Source organism: Paraglaciecola sp. (genome assembly GCF_039964565.1).
Taxonomy (GTDB): Bacteria; Pseudomonadota; Gammaproteobacteria; order Enterobacterales; family Alteromonadaceae; genus Paraglaciecola.
The window spans coordinates 109,512-123,508 of record NZ_JBDVXF010000012.1; the positions used below are offsets into that span (position 1 = coordinate 109,512).

The 13,997-nt window shown below is 40.6% G+C and carries 16 protein-coding genes and 1 tRNA gene; 9 read left to right on the top strand and 8 right to left on the bottom strand.

Annotated features, from left to right (window positions below; genetic code table 11):
• Positions 1-54 precede the first annotated feature (54 nt).
• From lrp to serS, 6 genes are all read left to right on the top strand, one after another.
• Positions 55-540, top strand: a complete 486-nt coding sequence (lrp, locus tag ABJK37_RS06870) for a leucine-responsive transcriptional regulator Lrp (protein WP_348351441.1) — start codon at positions 55-57, stop codon at positions 538-540.
• Between the two features lie 123 nt (positions 541-663).
• Positions 664-3,093, top strand: a complete 2,430-nt coding sequence (locus tag ABJK37_RS06875) for a DNA translocase FtsK 4TM domain-containing protein (RefSeq protein ID WP_348351443.1) — start codon at positions 664-666, stop codon at positions 3,091-3,093.
• 21 nt (positions 3,094-3,114) lie between these two features.
• Positions 3,115-3,744: an outer membrane lipoprotein chaperone LolA gene (gene lolA, locus ABJK37_RS06880; RefSeq protein ID WP_348351445.1), complete on the top strand. Its 630-nt coding sequence runs from the start codon at positions 3,115-3,117 to the stop codon at positions 3,742-3,744.
• A 2-nt stretch (positions 3,745-3,746) separates the two neighbouring features.
• Positions 3,747-5,102 carry a replication-associated recombination protein A gene (locus ABJK37_RS06885; protein WP_348351447.1) on the top strand — a complete coding sequence of 452 codons (1,356 nt, stop codon included), beginning with the start codon at positions 3,747-3,749 and terminating at the stop codon, positions 5,100-5,102.
• Position 5,103: 1 nt separating this feature from the next.
• Positions 5,104-5,484 carry a fluoride efflux transporter CrcB gene (gene crcB, locus ABJK37_RS06890; protein WP_215931607.1) on the top strand — a complete coding sequence of 127 codons (381 nt, stop codon included), beginning with the start codon at positions 5,104-5,106 and terminating at the stop codon, positions 5,482-5,484.
• A 10-nt stretch (positions 5,485-5,494) separates the two neighbouring features.
• Entirely contained in the window at positions 5,495-6,784 is a 1,290-nt protein-coding gene (gene serS / locus ABJK37_RS06895; protein WP_348351449.1) for a serine--tRNA ligase, read from the top strand.
• Positions 6,785-7,211: 427 nt separating this feature from the next.
• Here the strand turns inward: serS and ABJK37_RS06900 are convergent, their stop codons facing one another.
• The 8 genes from ABJK37_RS06900 to ABJK37_RS06935 form a co-directional block, all read right to left on the bottom strand.
• Positions 7,212-7,421, bottom strand: coding sequence for a BrnA antitoxin family protein (locus ABJK37_RS06900; protein ID WP_348351451.1), 210 nt, complete (start codon positions 7,419-7,421; stop codon positions 7,212-7,214).
• Positions 7,414-7,773: a BrnT family toxin gene (locus ABJK37_RS06905; protein WP_348351453.1), complete on the bottom strand. Its 360-nt coding sequence runs from the start codon at positions 7,771-7,773 to the stop codon at positions 7,414-7,416. Before ABJK37_RS06905 ends, ABJK37_RS06900 begins: the two co-directional genes overlap by 8 nt.
• Positions 7,774-7,995: 222 nt before the next feature.
• Complete coding sequence (locus ABJK37_RS06910) at positions 7,996-8,814, bottom strand: DUF2971 domain-containing protein (RefSeq protein WP_348351454.1); 819 nt, start codon at positions 8,812-8,814, stop codon at positions 7,996-7,998.
• A gap of 263 nt (positions 8,815-9,077) precedes the next feature.
• Complete coding sequence (locus tag ABJK37_RS06915; RefSeq protein ID WP_348351456.1) at positions 9,078-9,416, bottom strand: TusE/DsrC/DsvC family sulfur relay protein; 339 nt, start codon at positions 9,414-9,416, stop codon at positions 9,078-9,080.
• Between the two features lie 5 nt (positions 9,417-9,421).
• On the bottom strand, positions 9,422-9,706 hold the full coding sequence (gene tusB / locus ABJK37_RS06920; protein ID WP_348351458.1) for a sulfurtransferase complex subunit TusB: 285 nt from the start codon (positions 9,704-9,706) through the stop codon (positions 9,422-9,424).
• The gene (gene tusC / locus ABJK37_RS06925; protein ID WP_348351602.1) at positions 9,706-10,074 is read right to left on the bottom strand and encodes a sulfurtransferase complex subunit TusC; all 369 of its coding nucleotides are present in this window, start codon (positions 10,072-10,074) and stop codon (positions 9,706-9,708) included. Before tusC ends, tusB begins: the two co-directional genes overlap by 1 nt.
• Positions 10,068-10,457 carry a sulfurtransferase complex subunit TusD gene (gene tusD, locus ABJK37_RS06930; protein WP_348351460.1) on the bottom strand — a complete coding sequence of 130 codons (390 nt, stop codon included), beginning with the start codon at positions 10,455-10,457 and terminating at the stop codon, positions 10,068-10,070. Before tusD ends, tusC begins: the two co-directional genes overlap by 7 nt.
• 84 nt (positions 10,458-10,541) lie before the next feature.
• Positions 10,542-11,210: a Bax inhibitor-1/YccA family protein gene (locus ABJK37_RS06935; RefSeq protein WP_348351462.1), complete on the bottom strand. Its 669-nt coding sequence runs from the start codon at positions 11,208-11,210 to the stop codon at positions 10,542-10,544.
• 270 nt (positions 11,211-11,480) lie between these two features.
• On the opposite strand from ABJK37_RS06935, the gene ABJK37_RS06940 reads away from it, so the two are divergent.
• The 3 genes from ABJK37_RS06940 (at position 11,481) to ABJK37_RS06950 (ending at position 13,992) form a co-directional block, all read left to right on the top strand.
• Positions 11,481-11,572, top strand: a tRNA-Ser gene (locus tag ABJK37_RS06940).
• A 388-nt stretch (positions 11,573-11,960) separates the two neighbouring features.
• The gene (locus ABJK37_RS06945; protein WP_348351464.1) at positions 11,961-12,647 is read left to right on the top strand and encodes a M15 family metallopeptidase; all 687 of its coding nucleotides are present in this window, start codon (positions 11,961-11,963) and stop codon (positions 12,645-12,647) included.
• Entirely contained in the window at positions 12,622-13,992 is a 1,371-nt protein-coding gene (locus ABJK37_RS06950) for a hypothetical protein (protein ID WP_348351466.1), read from the top strand. The genes ABJK37_RS06945 and ABJK37_RS06950 overlap by 26 nt, the downstream gene beginning before the upstream one ends.
• Positions 13,993-13,997 lie beyond the last annotated feature (5 nt).

Here is a 13,997-nt window from a genome sequence, read left to right on the forward strand (position 1 = left end):
TCAGGCTTTCAAACGTATAATATTTCGATAAAACTCATATTTGCGGTAGATTCTATGTTAATTAAAACCCCTAAACATCTTGATCGAATTGACAGAAATATTCTTATTGAGTTGCAAAAAAACGGGAAAATTACTAATTCTGACCTTGCGAATAAAATAGGTTTGAGCGCTAGCCCTTGCCTAGAAAGAGTTAAGAGATTGGAGAACCAAGGTTATATTGCCGGTTATCATGCTCGCGTCAACCCTTCGTTGTTGGGGGCAGCTATGTTAGTTTTTGTAGAAATTACTTTGACAAAAACCTCGGTTGATATATTCGAAGAATTTTCTGCTGCCGTACGTAAGCATGAAGATATTCAGGAGTGTCATCTTGTATCTGGCAACTTTGACTTTTTACTCAAAGCTCGTGTTGCTGACATGTCTAGTTATCGAAAGTTATTGGGTGACACTTTATTGCGATTGCCTGGAGTCAGCGAGTCGCGGACTTATGTGGTGATGGAAGAAATAAAAGAGTCGACTCAAGTTAAAATTAGCCTCAAATAACACTCATTGCTCGGTATTGATTAAATTGCGAGCGGTAGGAGCCAGCAAACTAGGATTTTTAGGATTGCACTGGTATCTTATGCCCTTACTTGAATAAACAGTTAAGAAAAGACAACGATTTATATGGCGCGACTCACAGGCATTCAAAGAATTATGGAAGTAGGCATGATTATTAGTTGTGTCTTTGCGTTTTTTTTATTGTTAGCCATGGCATCTTTTCACCCAGCCGATCCCGGCTGGAGTCAGGCTGGATTACAAAGTGACGTGCATAACTGGGTGGGGCCGATCGGCGCTTGGTTTGCAGATATCTTGTTTTTTACATTAGGTTTATTCGCATATAGCTTGCCATTTTGCTGCGCGTTTTTGGGATGGTTTTTATTTCAACAAACCAAAACCCTACTAGAAATTGACTACCTCACCATTGGTTTAAGGCTGATAGGTGTGATCTTATTGGTGTTAGGTGCCACTGGTTTATTAAGTTTAAATGTAGAAGATATTTATAACTACACGTCGGGCGGAATGGTTGGCGACGTCTTGAGTTCTTCACTGATACCCTATTTTAGTATGGTGGGCACAACGCTTTTATTACTGTGTTTTTTCTGCACGGGCTTTACCTTGCTAAGCGGAATTTCTTGGGTCGCCATTGTTGATAAAATTGGCGAGATGGCTATAGCCCTCAGTCGCTTTATTTATCACAGCCCAGCTAAAATCAAAGGCGCTTCTTTACCACTGTTATCTTTCAAGAAAACTGATCAAGAGCCATCAGCTATTGCAACTCCAGATAATAATTATTGGGGTAATGACTTAGATAGGAATAGTTTTGAGCAACAGGATGACGAAGATTACTCAGCGGAGCCGACTGTTCCACAAAGTATTTTAGATGAGCCTGAAGCCACTAAGAAAAGCCCTATTTCTGTTAGTGAACTAAAGAAGAAAATCACTAAATCTCGCAGTAAGGAAAAAACTGAACCCACATTTGAACCCGCTGCAGGCTCTGGCGGCATAGTAACTGCACGTGCTATAGAGAAGCCAATCGAAAACGAAGATGGTCAAATACAAGGTCCTATGCCGTCATTTGACTTGCTTGAAAGACCAGACAAAATTAAAAACCCTATCACTCCTGAAGAGTTGGAAATTGTGTCTCGTTTACTCGAAGCCAAACTTGCTGATTTTAATATCGAAGCCAGAGTGGTCGGAGTGTATCCAGGTCCAGTTATCACCCGTTTTGAAATGGACTTAGCGCCTGGCGTCAAAGTAAGCAAGATTACGACTTTATCTAAAGATTTAGCTCGTTCGATGTCAGCTATTTCGGTTCGTGTCGTAGAAGTCATTCCCGGTAAGTCGGTAATTGGTTTAGAGCTACCCAATAAAAAGCGCGATATGGTGCGCTTAAGCGAAGTTATAACCGACGATGTGTTCCAATCTTCTGAGTCAGCCTTGACTATGGTGTTAGGCGCAGATATATCAGGTAAGCCTGTATTTGTAGACCTAGCAAAAATGCCGCATTTGTTAGTGGCAGGTACCACAGGTTCTGGTAAATCTGTGGGCGTGAACGTAATGATTCTAAGCTTACTTTATAAGTCCACACCTGAAGATGTCCGCTTAATAATGATTGACCCTAAAATGCTTGAGTTATCGGTGTACGAGGGTATTCCACACCTATTAGCTGAAGTCGTGACCGATATGAAAGAAGCGGCTAATGCGCTACGTTGGTGTGTCGGTGAGATGGAACGCAGATATAAGTTGATGTCTGCTTTAGGGGTCAGAAACCTCAAAGGCTGTAATGCCAAAATATTAAAAGCAATTGAAGATGGTGAGCCAATACGCGATCCACTTTGGAAATCCGAAGAAAGTATGGAAACCGAAGCCCCGCTATTAGAGAAGTTACCGGCAATTGTGGTCGTTGTTGACGAATTTGCCGACATGATGATGATAGTAGGTAAAAAAGTTGAAGAGTTAATTGCCCGTATTGCACAAAAGGCGAGGGCAGCTGGCATTCATTTAATACTTGCTACGCAGAGGCCATCGGTAGATGTTATTACAGGTTTAATCAAAGCCAACATTCCTACTCGAATAGCATTTCAGGTTTCCTCAAAAATCGATTCTCGCACTATTCTTGACCAACAAGGTGCTGAGGCATTACTTGGCGCAGGTGATATGTTGTATTTACCGCCAGGTACAGGAGTGCCTACTCGTATTCATGGCGCATTTGTGGATGATCATGAAGTGCATGCCGTAGTGGCAGATTGGAAAAAACGCGGGGCACCGCAATATATAGATGAGATTTTGAGTGGTGATTCGAGTGCTGAAATCCTATTGCCAGGCGAACAACCAGAAGATTCAGACCAAGAATTTGATGTGTTTTATGATGAGGCAGTGGCCTTTGTTACCGAAAGCAGACGCGCATCGGTATCGGGTGTGCAGCGAAAATTCAGAATTGGTTACAATCGCGCGGCAAGACTAGTGGAACAAATGGAACAAAGCGGCGTCGTAACTTCACCTGGGCACAATGGCAACCGCGAAGTGTTAGCCGCTGCTCCCCCTAGAGACTAACCTTACAAGAAGTATTATTAAATGAACAAGCTAACTCAGTTCACTGCACGATTTCTTTTTTTGGTTGTGGCGTGTAGCAGCACGACCGCAATGGCAAATGATACAACTGCAAAACAGCAACTTAAACTTAAGTTGAGCTCCCTGACAACCTATCAAGCTAATTTTGAGCAAACTGTCGTTGATATTGAAAATACCTTATTACAGCAAGCGAGTGGCCGAATAGTATTGCAGCAACCCGACCGTTTATATTGGGAGCTATTTGAGCCTAACGAGAGTGTTTTGGTGGCCGACGGAGACAATATCTGGAATGTGGACCCGTTTTTAGAGCAGGTAGTGGTTTACGGAGCCAATACAGCACTAGAAGATAATCCGCTGATTTTATTGACTAATCCTGACAGCAGTAAGTGGCAAGACTTTGAGGTGGCCCAACTCGAAGGACAATTTATTATTACTCCCAAAACGCCAAATGGTGGTATTGAGTCATTGCGTTTGGTATTTGATGGTGATTTATTAGTAAAGCTTGAAAGTAAAGATGGGCAACAACAAAAGAGTTTACTAACTTTTAGCGGGATAAAACAAAATAAACCCCTCGCCGCAGAGACTTTTGTGTTTGTAATGCCACAAGGATATGAGCTGGATGATCAGCGATAATTATGACCGCTGAATTTGATTTTACAGATAATACCGAACCGGTTGCGCAATTTGCTCCGTTAGCAGCGCGAATGCGCCCACAAGTTATTGAACAGTATTTTGGACAGCAACATATTATCGGCCCTGGAAAACCTTTGCGAGAGGCACTGTTGCGAGGGCACTGCCACTCTATGATTTTGTGGGGGCCACCAGGAACAGGTAAAACGACTTTAGCCGAATTGGTAGCCAATCATTGTCAGGCGCATATTGAACGTTTATCAGCCGTCAGTAGTGGTGTAAAGGACATTCGCGCCGCCATTGATAACGCTAAACATCATGCCAGCCAACACCAAAAACGTACCATTTTGTTTGTTGATGAAGTCCATCGTTTTAACAAAAGCCAGCAAGATGCATTTTTGCCTTACATTGAAGACGGCACAGTCACCTTTGTAGGTGCGACAACTGAAAATCCCTCGTTTGAACTAAATAACGCTTTATTATCAAGGGCGCGGGTTTACGTATTAAAAAGTTTAAGTGAAACTGATCTAAGTGAAGTAATAACACAAGCCTTAGCAGATAAAGAGCGAGGCCTCGGGCAGTCTGAAATTGTGTTGGAAGCTGATGCCCAATCCATGCTAATTGATATGGCAGCGGGTGATGCAAGGCGTTTGTTAAACTATTTAGAACTTAGCGCTGACTTTTTACCTTCAGATACCACAGACAAAACCATAAACGTCGCAATGGTAAAGCTCGCAGTTGGCGAAAAAGTAGCGCAATACGATAAAAATGGTGATCAGTTTTACGATTTAATTTCAGCGTTTCATAAATCAGTCCGAGGGTCAGCTCCTGATGCTGCGTTGTATTGGTACGCTAGGATGTTAGTCGCAGGATGCGATCCTCTCTACGTGGCTCGGCGATTATTAGCAATTGCCACAGAAGACATAGGTAATGCCGATCCTAAAGCGATGCAGATTTGTTTAAATGCTTGGGATATTTTTCAACGAGTGGGTCCTGCAGAAGGAGAAAGGGCCATCGCCCAAGCTACACTTTATTGCGCCAGCACTGCAAAAAGTAACGCGGTATACACAGCCTTTAAAACGGCGTTAAAACATGCCAAAGACACCCCAGATTGCGCCGTACCTGAGCACCTAAGAAATGCGCCAACTAGTCTGATGAAAGACATGGGCTACGGACAAGAGTATCGATATGCCCATGATGAAGATCATGCCTATGCGGCGGGCGAAAATTATTTTCCTGAATCATTGCGCGATACACAATATTATCAACCTAGCGCAAGAGGGCTTGAGAAAAAGCTACAAGAAAAATTGAAATTTTTAAACCAGCTTGACTCTCGAAGTACCCAGCGAAGGTATAATTAATATGCAAATTACCACTATGTATATTTTTATCGCACTTGGAGGAGCAACAGGCGCCTGTTTACGCTTTTTTCTTTCGCAACTGATGCTTCAATGGTTTGGCAAAGGCTTTCCTTTTGGTACACTTCTGGTCAATATTGTTGGTTCATTTTTTCTGGGTTTTTTGTATTCATTACTGGAACATGGACAATTAGAAGCGGCTTTATGGCGAACAACAATTGGAATTGGTTTTCTTGGTGCACTCACCACATTTTCCACATTCTCAGTAGACACGTTAATGCTGTTTCAACAAGGCTTGTGGTTCAAAGCTGCACTTAACGTAACATTAAATGTATTGTGCTGTTTATTTGCAGCATGGTTAGGCACACAATTAGTTAAAGGTTAGATAAAACAAAATGTTAGATCCAAAATATTTACGTGGTGATATTCAACAAACTGCAGAAAAACTCAAAAGAAGAGGGTTTGAATTAGACGTAAATTCCTTTATTGAACTAGAAGAAAAGCGCAAGTCATTACAAATCAAAACCCAAGAATTGCAAAATGAACGTAATGTACGTTCCAAATCAATTGGTAAAGCCAAAGCGTCAGGTGAAGATATTCAACCTCTATTGGCTGAAGTGGGTAAGCTTGGTGACGAATTAGATTCGGCAAAAGCCGAGTTAACTGCTCTGTTAGAAGAAATAAATGCTCAATCGCAATCCATTCCAAATTTACCCGACGACTCTGTGCCACAAGGCGAAGATGAAGCAGGAAACCTTGAAATTAGCCGCTGGGGCACACCACGTGAATTTGATTTTGAAATTAAAGATCACGTAGATGTGGGTGAAAACCTTAGTAAAGGTGTCGATTTTGATGCAGGGGTAAAACTAGCTGGCTCACGTTTTGTAGTCATGCGCGGTCAAGTCGCTAGATTAAATCGTGCGATTGCGCAGTTTATGTTGGATTTACACACCCAAGAGCACGGTTATGAAGAAACCAATGTACCATTGTTAGTTAATGTCGAAAGCATGACAGGAACAGGGCAATTTCCAAAATTTATGGGTGATGCGTTTCATACTCAACCTGCTACTGAAGAAGGGCAGGGGTTGTCACTTATTCCCACCTCAGAAGTGCCTTTAGCCAATATTGCCCGCGATGAGATTTATGCAATACAAGAATTGCCGATAAAAATGACCGCTTTCACTCCGTGCTTTCGTAGTGAAGCCGGCTCTTATGGCCGTGATACCCGGGGATTAATTCGCCAACATCAATTTGAAAAAGTCGAAATGGTGCAGATTGTAGAACCTTCAACATCATTTGACGCCTTAGAAGAATTGACGGGGCATGCTGAAAAAGTCCTGCAATTATTAGAGTTACCTTATCGTAAAATGTTGTTATGTACTGGAGATATGGGCTTTGGCGCATGTAAAACCTACGACCTTGAAGTATGGTTGCCAGCGCAAAACACCTATCGTGAAATTTCATCATGCTCTAATATGTTGGATTTCCAAGCCCGTAGAATGCAAGCTCGTTTTCGCGGTGAACATGGCAGCAAACCTGAGTTATTGCATACACTAAATGGCTCTGGGTTGGCCGTGGGTCGTACTTTGGTGGCTATTTTAGAGAACTATCAACAAGCTGATGGTTCGGTGTCTGTGCCTACAGTGTTGCAGCCTTATATGGGTGGGTTGGAGAAGATTGGCTAAAGGGTTAGATTTTATTTGGATTGGAAAGGGTGAGCTTCGGGCTCACCTTTTTTGTATTGGGATTAAAGAGTGGGGTTTATAGAGGTTGATCCCGCAGTTTAATTTAGGTTTTAAGCTTAAGGCATATGCTTCGCATACTGTCATCCCGCGCGGCGTCCGCATGGCATTTTTCACATAGCATCCTTACAAATTGCCCTACTCAATTCACCTAATAATTGGCGAGCCTTGAGTCGAGGGTAAATCAAAAGCATCGGCGTTGCCGATAAAGAGTTTTATCAGCTTCGCTGCCACAAGATTCAAGGTGAAAGTTACAATGGGTGACTTGTTTATTTTCCCTTCACTTTCCTGAGTGAAACGCCATGTATGGAGTCGCATTCAGGGTGCTGTGTGGCTGGAGGTTAGAGACCTCCGGCTACCTGAGTATCCTTTACTGCCAATCTATCCTTGGCTCTTTTTGCGAATCTGCGCAGTCTTTCAAATATAGATTAATGAGATTTTGATACGGAATACCGTTCTTTTCCGATAGCTTCTTAAAATAGCCAATTACGTCTTTATCTAATCGAATTGTAATTTGTTTTTTGGTTTTCTTTACATAGGGATTCTCTATCGAATCTGTAAAGTCATAGTGTTCACGCATTATGGAAATCCTTATAGATTTTACGCTCTCGTTTATCTGCCTTACGTGCCGAAATTATGCGGATAATATCACCTTCATCGCGATAACAATGACAAACAATCAGTAAGCGACTAGCTGTACTTTGACCTAAAATAATAAATCGCTCTTCTCCATGTGAGCTGTCAGGATCAGGTATTAACCGCGCCAAAACATCAGAAAACACACTCTTAGCTTCATCAAAACTAACACCATGCTTCTTAGCATTAGAAGCAGCTTTCTCTATATCCCATTGAAAATTAAAATCGTCCATAATTAAAGTGTAGTTATATTGTAAGTTAAAATCAATCTCGTGAAGGATAATGATTCGAAACATTTATTAGAGCTTACATAGAGACCCAAGATAATAACTTAATCAAATACTTCCGAGCTTCAAAGTAGTTTTGCTTTTTTAAAAATGGGTGTCTTGTTTATTTGTTTTTTTAAAAATGGGTGTCTTGTTTATTTTGTTGACGCAATGTAGGCATTTAAAATGACGACTCATAATGACAGTCAGTCATCACAATCAAAAATGGAGGTTCGATCAAATAGTCTCTTGTTAGCTGTCTTTGTGGACAAAGCTCTCAAGTTGCCATTTACCAGGGACTTGCCGTACATTAAATATTGTAATCCCCCTGTTTTTCCACTCACTTTTGAGTTGTAAATACTGTTCTTTGCAAACACCAAGCCTTGATACATTATTATATGTTGCGCAACCAAGATAAATTTCTTTAATAGACTCTTTAGGGATGTTTAAACAATAAATTGGCCGTCCCTGATATTGGATACTATTCCATTTACCTGATTGATTATTAAATTTGCATTCTGTATATCTGGAGGTACTAGGGGGAAGTTTAACATTTTTTACAACCCTAACTTCTTCCTCGTAGTTCCAAGGTAAAGACTTGTACAAAAATGTTCTTTTAAAAAGTTCATAATCTTGCTCAGTAAAAGCTTCAACCTCATTACCAATTTCCATTAACCGTTTAGCTGTAATCTGAGGTAAAGCATTATTAGGCTTAGTTGTTGTATAAATAACATCACCATAGTTTGCAGGTACCAAATTTTTCTTTGTACAGTTTAACTCCGCAATATTAACATCGATACCTATAACTACACCTCGATGGTCATCACCATAATGCGACCACATAGTTGAATTAAGAGGGGTTCGGGTAAGAGAAAGTAAACCAAATTTCTGACTCATTCGGTTTCTAACGGCACTAAATATAACATTACCAGATGTAACTTCATTATCTTCAAAACGAAGTGAAGTTCCTTCAAAGGGATCATTAAGATCTTCTAAACAAGAAAAGCCTATTGTTGAAGTTTCTATTATTAACTTTGCAACTTCAAAAGATACGTATTTATATAAAATCATATTGAATTATTCTTGACTGCCAACGGTTTTAATAAGCGCTTTTCTGATAAATCCGTCTCAATCATTTTGTTAGCTACCCTTTGATATCGCTATGTATTTAGCAATGTCTTAGAAGATTGATGTTAATAGTGGCGCAACTACTACTAAAAAACGCTAATAATCCACTTCCTTCGTGACTTTTCGCTCATTAAATTAACAGGGTCAGAGTCAATTTAATCCATAACCTTCTGTTTTTGCTATAAAATCATTCCCAAATCCAAACCCTACAAACATTTAGCCGGCTTAGGCAACCCTGCAATTTTTGTCGCCTGTTTAGCAGGTCCTTTTGGAAACAACTTAAACAAATAACGACTATTACCTTTTTCTGGGCCAAATTCATTGGCCATGGCTTTGACTAGGGCGCGCATCGCTGGGCTGGTGTTGAACTCAAGGTAAAACTGGCGCACAAAGTTAACGACCTCCCAGTGGTTATCGGTTAGCTGAATATTTTCTGTTTGAGCCAGAGTAGGGGCCATGTCTGTTTGCCAATCTTCCACATTTAACAAATATCCGGCTTTGTCGGTGGCAATGTTTTTGCCAGAAAATTCGAAGTGATATTCCATTGTTTTTACCAGCTTATTACTTTTTCATATTTCAAACTGAGTTCAACAAACTGTTCGTAGTTAATTAGTTGAATTTTGCTAGGCTCTATTCCAATACCGCGGGCTTCGGCATCTTCTTTCAGTACAAATACTGATTTTAGTTGTAGTAATTTTGTACCTAACTCTCTATCCATCAAACTATAAACGGCGTCTTGGGTAAGTAGTAGACCATCAGTCGCTTGCATTCTTTGTAGACATTGATGCAATGCTCGATGACTAAAAGGGCTTGAGGCTATTTTATGGAGGATCATTAAAAACACATCACTTGTTGTTGTGAAGCTAAAAGACCAGATAACTCGGTAGTTTCAATCAATGTTGCAGCAATACACAATTGAGAGCTATCGATTCCGCGTTGTGCCAAGCTTTGTTTGCACACGTAAATGTTTTCGATATCGTAAAACTCTAGTGCTTTAAAGGTTTTGTGATATGCCTTAGCGTTAATTACCGCAGGTTGTTGCGTATCTAACAACTGCAACACTCCGTCTTCAATAAAAAATAAACTCACGTCTTGAGCAAAGTTACTCATGGCTAACGCCATATCTAAGCTCTCTTGGCCATTTGATGAGCCATAGGGTGCTGATTTGTTGATGATGGCTATCTTTGTACTCTGGCTCAAAATTGAATCAACCGGTCGCTGCTGTTAATTAAAATGGCTAAGTCTCCTAAGCCTACAGATTCAAAAGGGGCACTTAAACTAAAATGTGGGGTATCAGAATCTTGGGCATCCTCTGCTGACGTGATGCCTCTTTTAGTTGCTGCGCTGACACAGACCATTAAAGGCACGTTATGCTGCTGTGACAGTGTTTGCCAAGCGTTAAACAAGTCAAACTCATCTGAAGGGGTAACCTGTAAATTTGACCCATTGATGGTACCGCTTTGATAAAAAAATATTCCGTTAACTTTATGTTTTGATTGCACAGCGGCATGAGCAAAACGATAGGCGCTATAGGCGTTTTGTTGTGAAAAAGGAGCTGATGTAACTAATAACGTAAAAGATGACATAGTGCGGCAATGTATCATAAAAGTGATTGATAAAAAAACGCCCCAGCAAAGCTGAGGCGCATCAAAACTCAATTCATAAGTGAATTAATCATCTCCACCAAAAGCACCAAGTAGGTGTAAGATAGAGGTGAATAAGTTATAGATATTCAAGTACATAGAAACTGTAGCGCGAATATAGTTAGTTTCGCCACCGTTAATAATGCGGCTAGTATCATACAAGATAAAGCCTGACATAATGAATACTATGGCAGCACTTACCGCTAAGCTCAGTGCTGGAATACCTAAAAAGATGTTAGCAATTGAAGCCACTACAGCCACAATCAAACCCACTAATAAAAAACCACCCATAAATGAGAAGTCTTTCTTAGTGGTTAAAACGTAACCCGATAAACCAAAAAATACTAATGCAGTAGTGCCAAAGGCTTGCATAATTAAACTCGCACCACCTGCAAAACCGGCGTAGTAGTTTAACATTGGACCTAACGAAGCACCCAACAAACCAGTAAACACAAATACAAATACAATACCCATTGAGCTTTGTGCTGCTTTATTGAGGAAAAATATCATCACTAAGGCACCAATACTCATCATCATAGCTGCGCCTTGGCCCAGTCCAATTGACATGGCAATACCGGCACAAATTGCACTGAACGTTAATGTCATCGCCAACAACATGTACGTATTTCTAAGTACTTTATTGGTTTGTAATGCAGACTCTTGACCCGCACTACTATAGATAGTTCTTTGTTCCATTGTCATCTCCAAAAGATAAGTTAAAACTAATTGTTTATTTATAGTGTCTTTGTATGGTGTTTGGTTCACTTTTTCAAGTAATACCGTATTTAATTGTTATTCTAATACGTAACTTGATGTAAATACGCGCAATACGTTCAAACAATAATCAAACAGAACAATTTGTTAAATTAGGGCTTTACAAGCCTTTAAAACGTCACTAATATTCGCATCCTCAATTCGGGGAGGCAAACAAGCTTAGCTTAGCCACTCAAAATTGTAGAACAATTCGGATAGCTGGCAGAGCTCGGTTTAATGCACCTGACTTGAAATCAGACGTAGGGTCAAACCTACCGGGGGTTCGAATCCCTCGCTATCCGCCATATACAAGAAACCCGCACTTGCTGCGGGTTTTTTATTGCCTGCTGATTTGTTGTCATTCATTAAATGGCAGCAAACACCATGTTATTGCCGTTATTGTCCAGATTATTTAAACCTTTCTATATGGCAGAATTTGTGGACTTAAGTTTGCCTAAACCACACGAACGAGTTTTTCGACTCGAAGCACACTTATTTTTTGATGTCATCAATACAGCTTTTTCAGCTTATTAACAAAAACTGCCAGCCGTTTATGGTTTATTGTGATAACTGTGGCGAGTATTTAGGTTGTTTCTCTGATATTGTAATATACAATTCCAAATATTCGCTTTTTATGGAATTATATATTTTATGTCGAGTCTATTTTTAACGGGTAAATGTTTGGATGAAACTATGATTAAATTAATTCCTTTATTATTGCTGGTTTCGGTATCTGCTTATAGTAAAAGTAAGCTTCCAGAGCAGTTCGTGGTGTTAAATGATTACTTACCCACTGCGAATTATGATATTCGTTACGCAACCAACAACAACTTTGTAGGCTTGCCTGTAACGGGATACAAAGCGCCGTTATGTATTATCGAGCGTCAAGCGGCTAAAGCCTTAGCCGTTGTGAATAACCAATTACTCAAAGACAAAATGCGCCTTAAAATTTTTGACTGTTATCGTCCAGAAAAGGCCGTAGACCATTTTATGAGATGGGTGGATGATAAAAATGATCAAACAACCAAACAAGATTATTACCCCAACTTAGAGAAATTAGCGCTGAAGGGCGGCTATATCGCAGAGCGATCGGGTCATAGTCGTGGCTTTACTGTGGATTTAACAATTGAAGTGTTGAATGAGTCTGGTGAATACACCGAGATGGATATGGGGGCGCCTTTTGATTTCTTTGACTCGATCTCTAACACTCTTTCAGATTTAATTACCGCAACCCAATTAGAAAACCGCCTAGTGTTAAAACGGATCATGCTAGAAAATGGCTTCAGTGATTATCCGATGGAATGGTGGCATTTTACTCATAAATCAGATCCACAGACAGACTATTGGAACTTCGATGTTCAGCCATACGCCTTCAATTGACAACCCAAACCGCGTGCATAAAATGCGAACGCTAAGTCTAAGGTTTACGGCCGTATTATTCGGACTGCAACTAAATGTAGGTACCGCATCTGAAATCGAAACCACCTTGCATAAAGCAGCGGTGCAGACGTTTTACACCAATGTTATGAGTGCAGAGCCTGCTATGCCGGCAGATTTGAATGATCCATACATTAGTTGTGCCCTAGGCAAGGGGATGAGTGGCGCTGAGTATAAGACCGCGCAGCAAGTAGACTATAACCGTAACCATTGGCAACAAAGAGTGGCGTCTGATTGGCAGTATTTTGAGGCGCCGAAATCTTTAGGAAGAGTCTTAGCTATTGATTTTGCGAAAAAGCAAAACGCTGATTTAGGTTTTCGATATCTCGCCAATGCCGACAGTTATGACGAATTATATGAGCCTTGGAGTTCGTCAAAAATTCAGGCATTTACAGCAGCGATATCAAAAATGCGTACATTGGGCGTCGGCGCAAATAGTTTGGCTGGTGATGTGCATTTAGCCGATTTGATTACCAGTATTCATAGCTATGAGTCTTTTGGAAAAGCCGATGGTGATTCTAATGCCATTGCTACTTATTTTTTGAATGTAATTGGTCGAGATGAAGCAACTGCTCTTTTTCATGAAAAATGGTTAAAGCTTAACAACAACGATATTCGTTTTCGAGGAGCTTACGGAACCAAAGCTTTTTCACCTTCAGAACCTTTTTGGCGTGACCTAGACGCAAATAAAAAAATACAGGTGCCAGCAATCCCCAAAAGCACTGATGACTCCGGTTATCAAAGTTATCGCTGTGCCTCTTGTGGATTAACCGGCAACAAACCCATGACAACCTTATCTCAAGCCGAATGGTTAAAACGACTCGCAAGCCATGAGCGCGTAGCACAAACTCGGATGCCTAACTTAACCGCCAAAGATGTAGAAGTATTATTTTATGGTTCCGGTCATAGTGACAATCGTTACCAAGTGGGCGGCATGTTACAAGGCATAAGTCGCATGTTGCTTGATGCAGTCGCAAAAAATATTACACATGAGGCGGTCCACAACAGTAAATTAGTGCTCGATGAGGCGACTAATGAAAGGTGGCGAATTTGGCAAAAAATTGGTTGGGGTCCCAGCGAAACGCGCGGAACGGGTGAAAACGTTGTTTTGGCTCATGTTTGTTTGCCAGATTATCAGGGAGGTCGCGAATTTACTATTTCAGCTCAAACTTCCTATCCTGGTAATACTGAAAAAAGCGTGCATTACGCGGGCCTAAAAATGCAATTGTTATTGGATCAGGCATTAGCACAGTTACTTAACTCAAAACCGCATCAAAATGACATTTAGTTGCA

What these genes read in the sequence shown, in the direction of transcription:
- ABJK37_RS06935 (WP_348351462.1), bottom strand. Translation starts at nt 11,210, where the DNA reads ATGGAACAAAGAACTATCTATAGTAGTGCGGGTCAAGAGTCTGCATTA.
- tusD (WP_348351460.1), bottom strand. Translation starts at nt 10,457, where the DNA reads ATGTCATCTTTTACGTTATTAGTTACATCAGCTCCTTTTTCACAACAA.
- serS (WP_348351449.1), top strand. Translation starts at nt 5,495, where the DNA reads ATGTTAGATCCAAAATATTTACGTGGTGATATTCAACAAACTGCAGAA.
- tusB (WP_348351458.1), bottom strand. Translation starts at nt 9,706, where the DNA reads ATGATCCTCCATAAAATAGCCTCAAGCCCTTTTAGTCATCGAGCATTG.
- ABJK37_RS06900 (WP_348351451.1), bottom strand. Translation starts at nt 7,421, where the DNA reads ATGCGTGAACACTATGACTTTACAGATTCGATAGAGAATCCCTATGTA.
- ABJK37_RS06885 (WP_348351447.1), top strand. Translation starts at nt 3,747, where the DNA reads ATGACCGCTGAATTTGATTTTACAGATAATACCGAACCGGTTGCGCAA.
- ABJK37_RS06875 (WP_348351443.1), top strand. Translation starts at nt 664, where the DNA reads ATGGCGCGACTCACAGGCATTCAAAGAATTATGGAAGTAGGCATGATT.
- ABJK37_RS06910 (WP_348351454.1), bottom strand. Translation starts at nt 8,814, where the DNA reads ATGATTTTATATAAATACGTATCTTTTGAAGTTGCAAAGTTAATAATA.
- ABJK37_RS06950 (WP_348351466.1), top strand. Translation starts at nt 12,622, where the DNA reads ATGTTCAGCCATACGCCTTCAATTGACAACCCAAACCGCGTGCATAAA.
- ABJK37_RS06915 (WP_348351456.1), bottom strand. Translation starts at nt 9,416, where the DNA reads ATGGAATATCACTTCGAATTTTCTGGCAAAAACATTGCCACCGACAAA.
- crcB (WP_215931607.1), top strand. Translation starts at nt 5,104, where the DNA reads ATGCAAATTACCACTATGTATATTTTTATCGCACTTGGAGGAGCAACA.
- lrp (WP_348351441.1), top strand. Translation starts at nt 55, where the DNA reads ATGTTAATTAAAACCCCTAAACATCTTGATCGAATTGACAGAAATATT.
- lolA (WP_348351445.1), top strand. Translation starts at nt 3,115, where the DNA reads ATGAACAAGCTAACTCAGTTCACTGCACGATTTCTTTTTTTGGTTGTG.
- ABJK37_RS06945 (WP_348351464.1), top strand. Translation starts at nt 11,961, where the DNA reads ATGATTAAATTAATTCCTTTATTATTGCTGGTTTCGGTATCTGCTTAT.
- ABJK37_RS06905 (WP_348351453.1), bottom strand. Translation starts at nt 7,773, where the DNA reads ATGTTTCGAATCATTATCCTTCACGAGATTGATTTTAACTTACAATAT.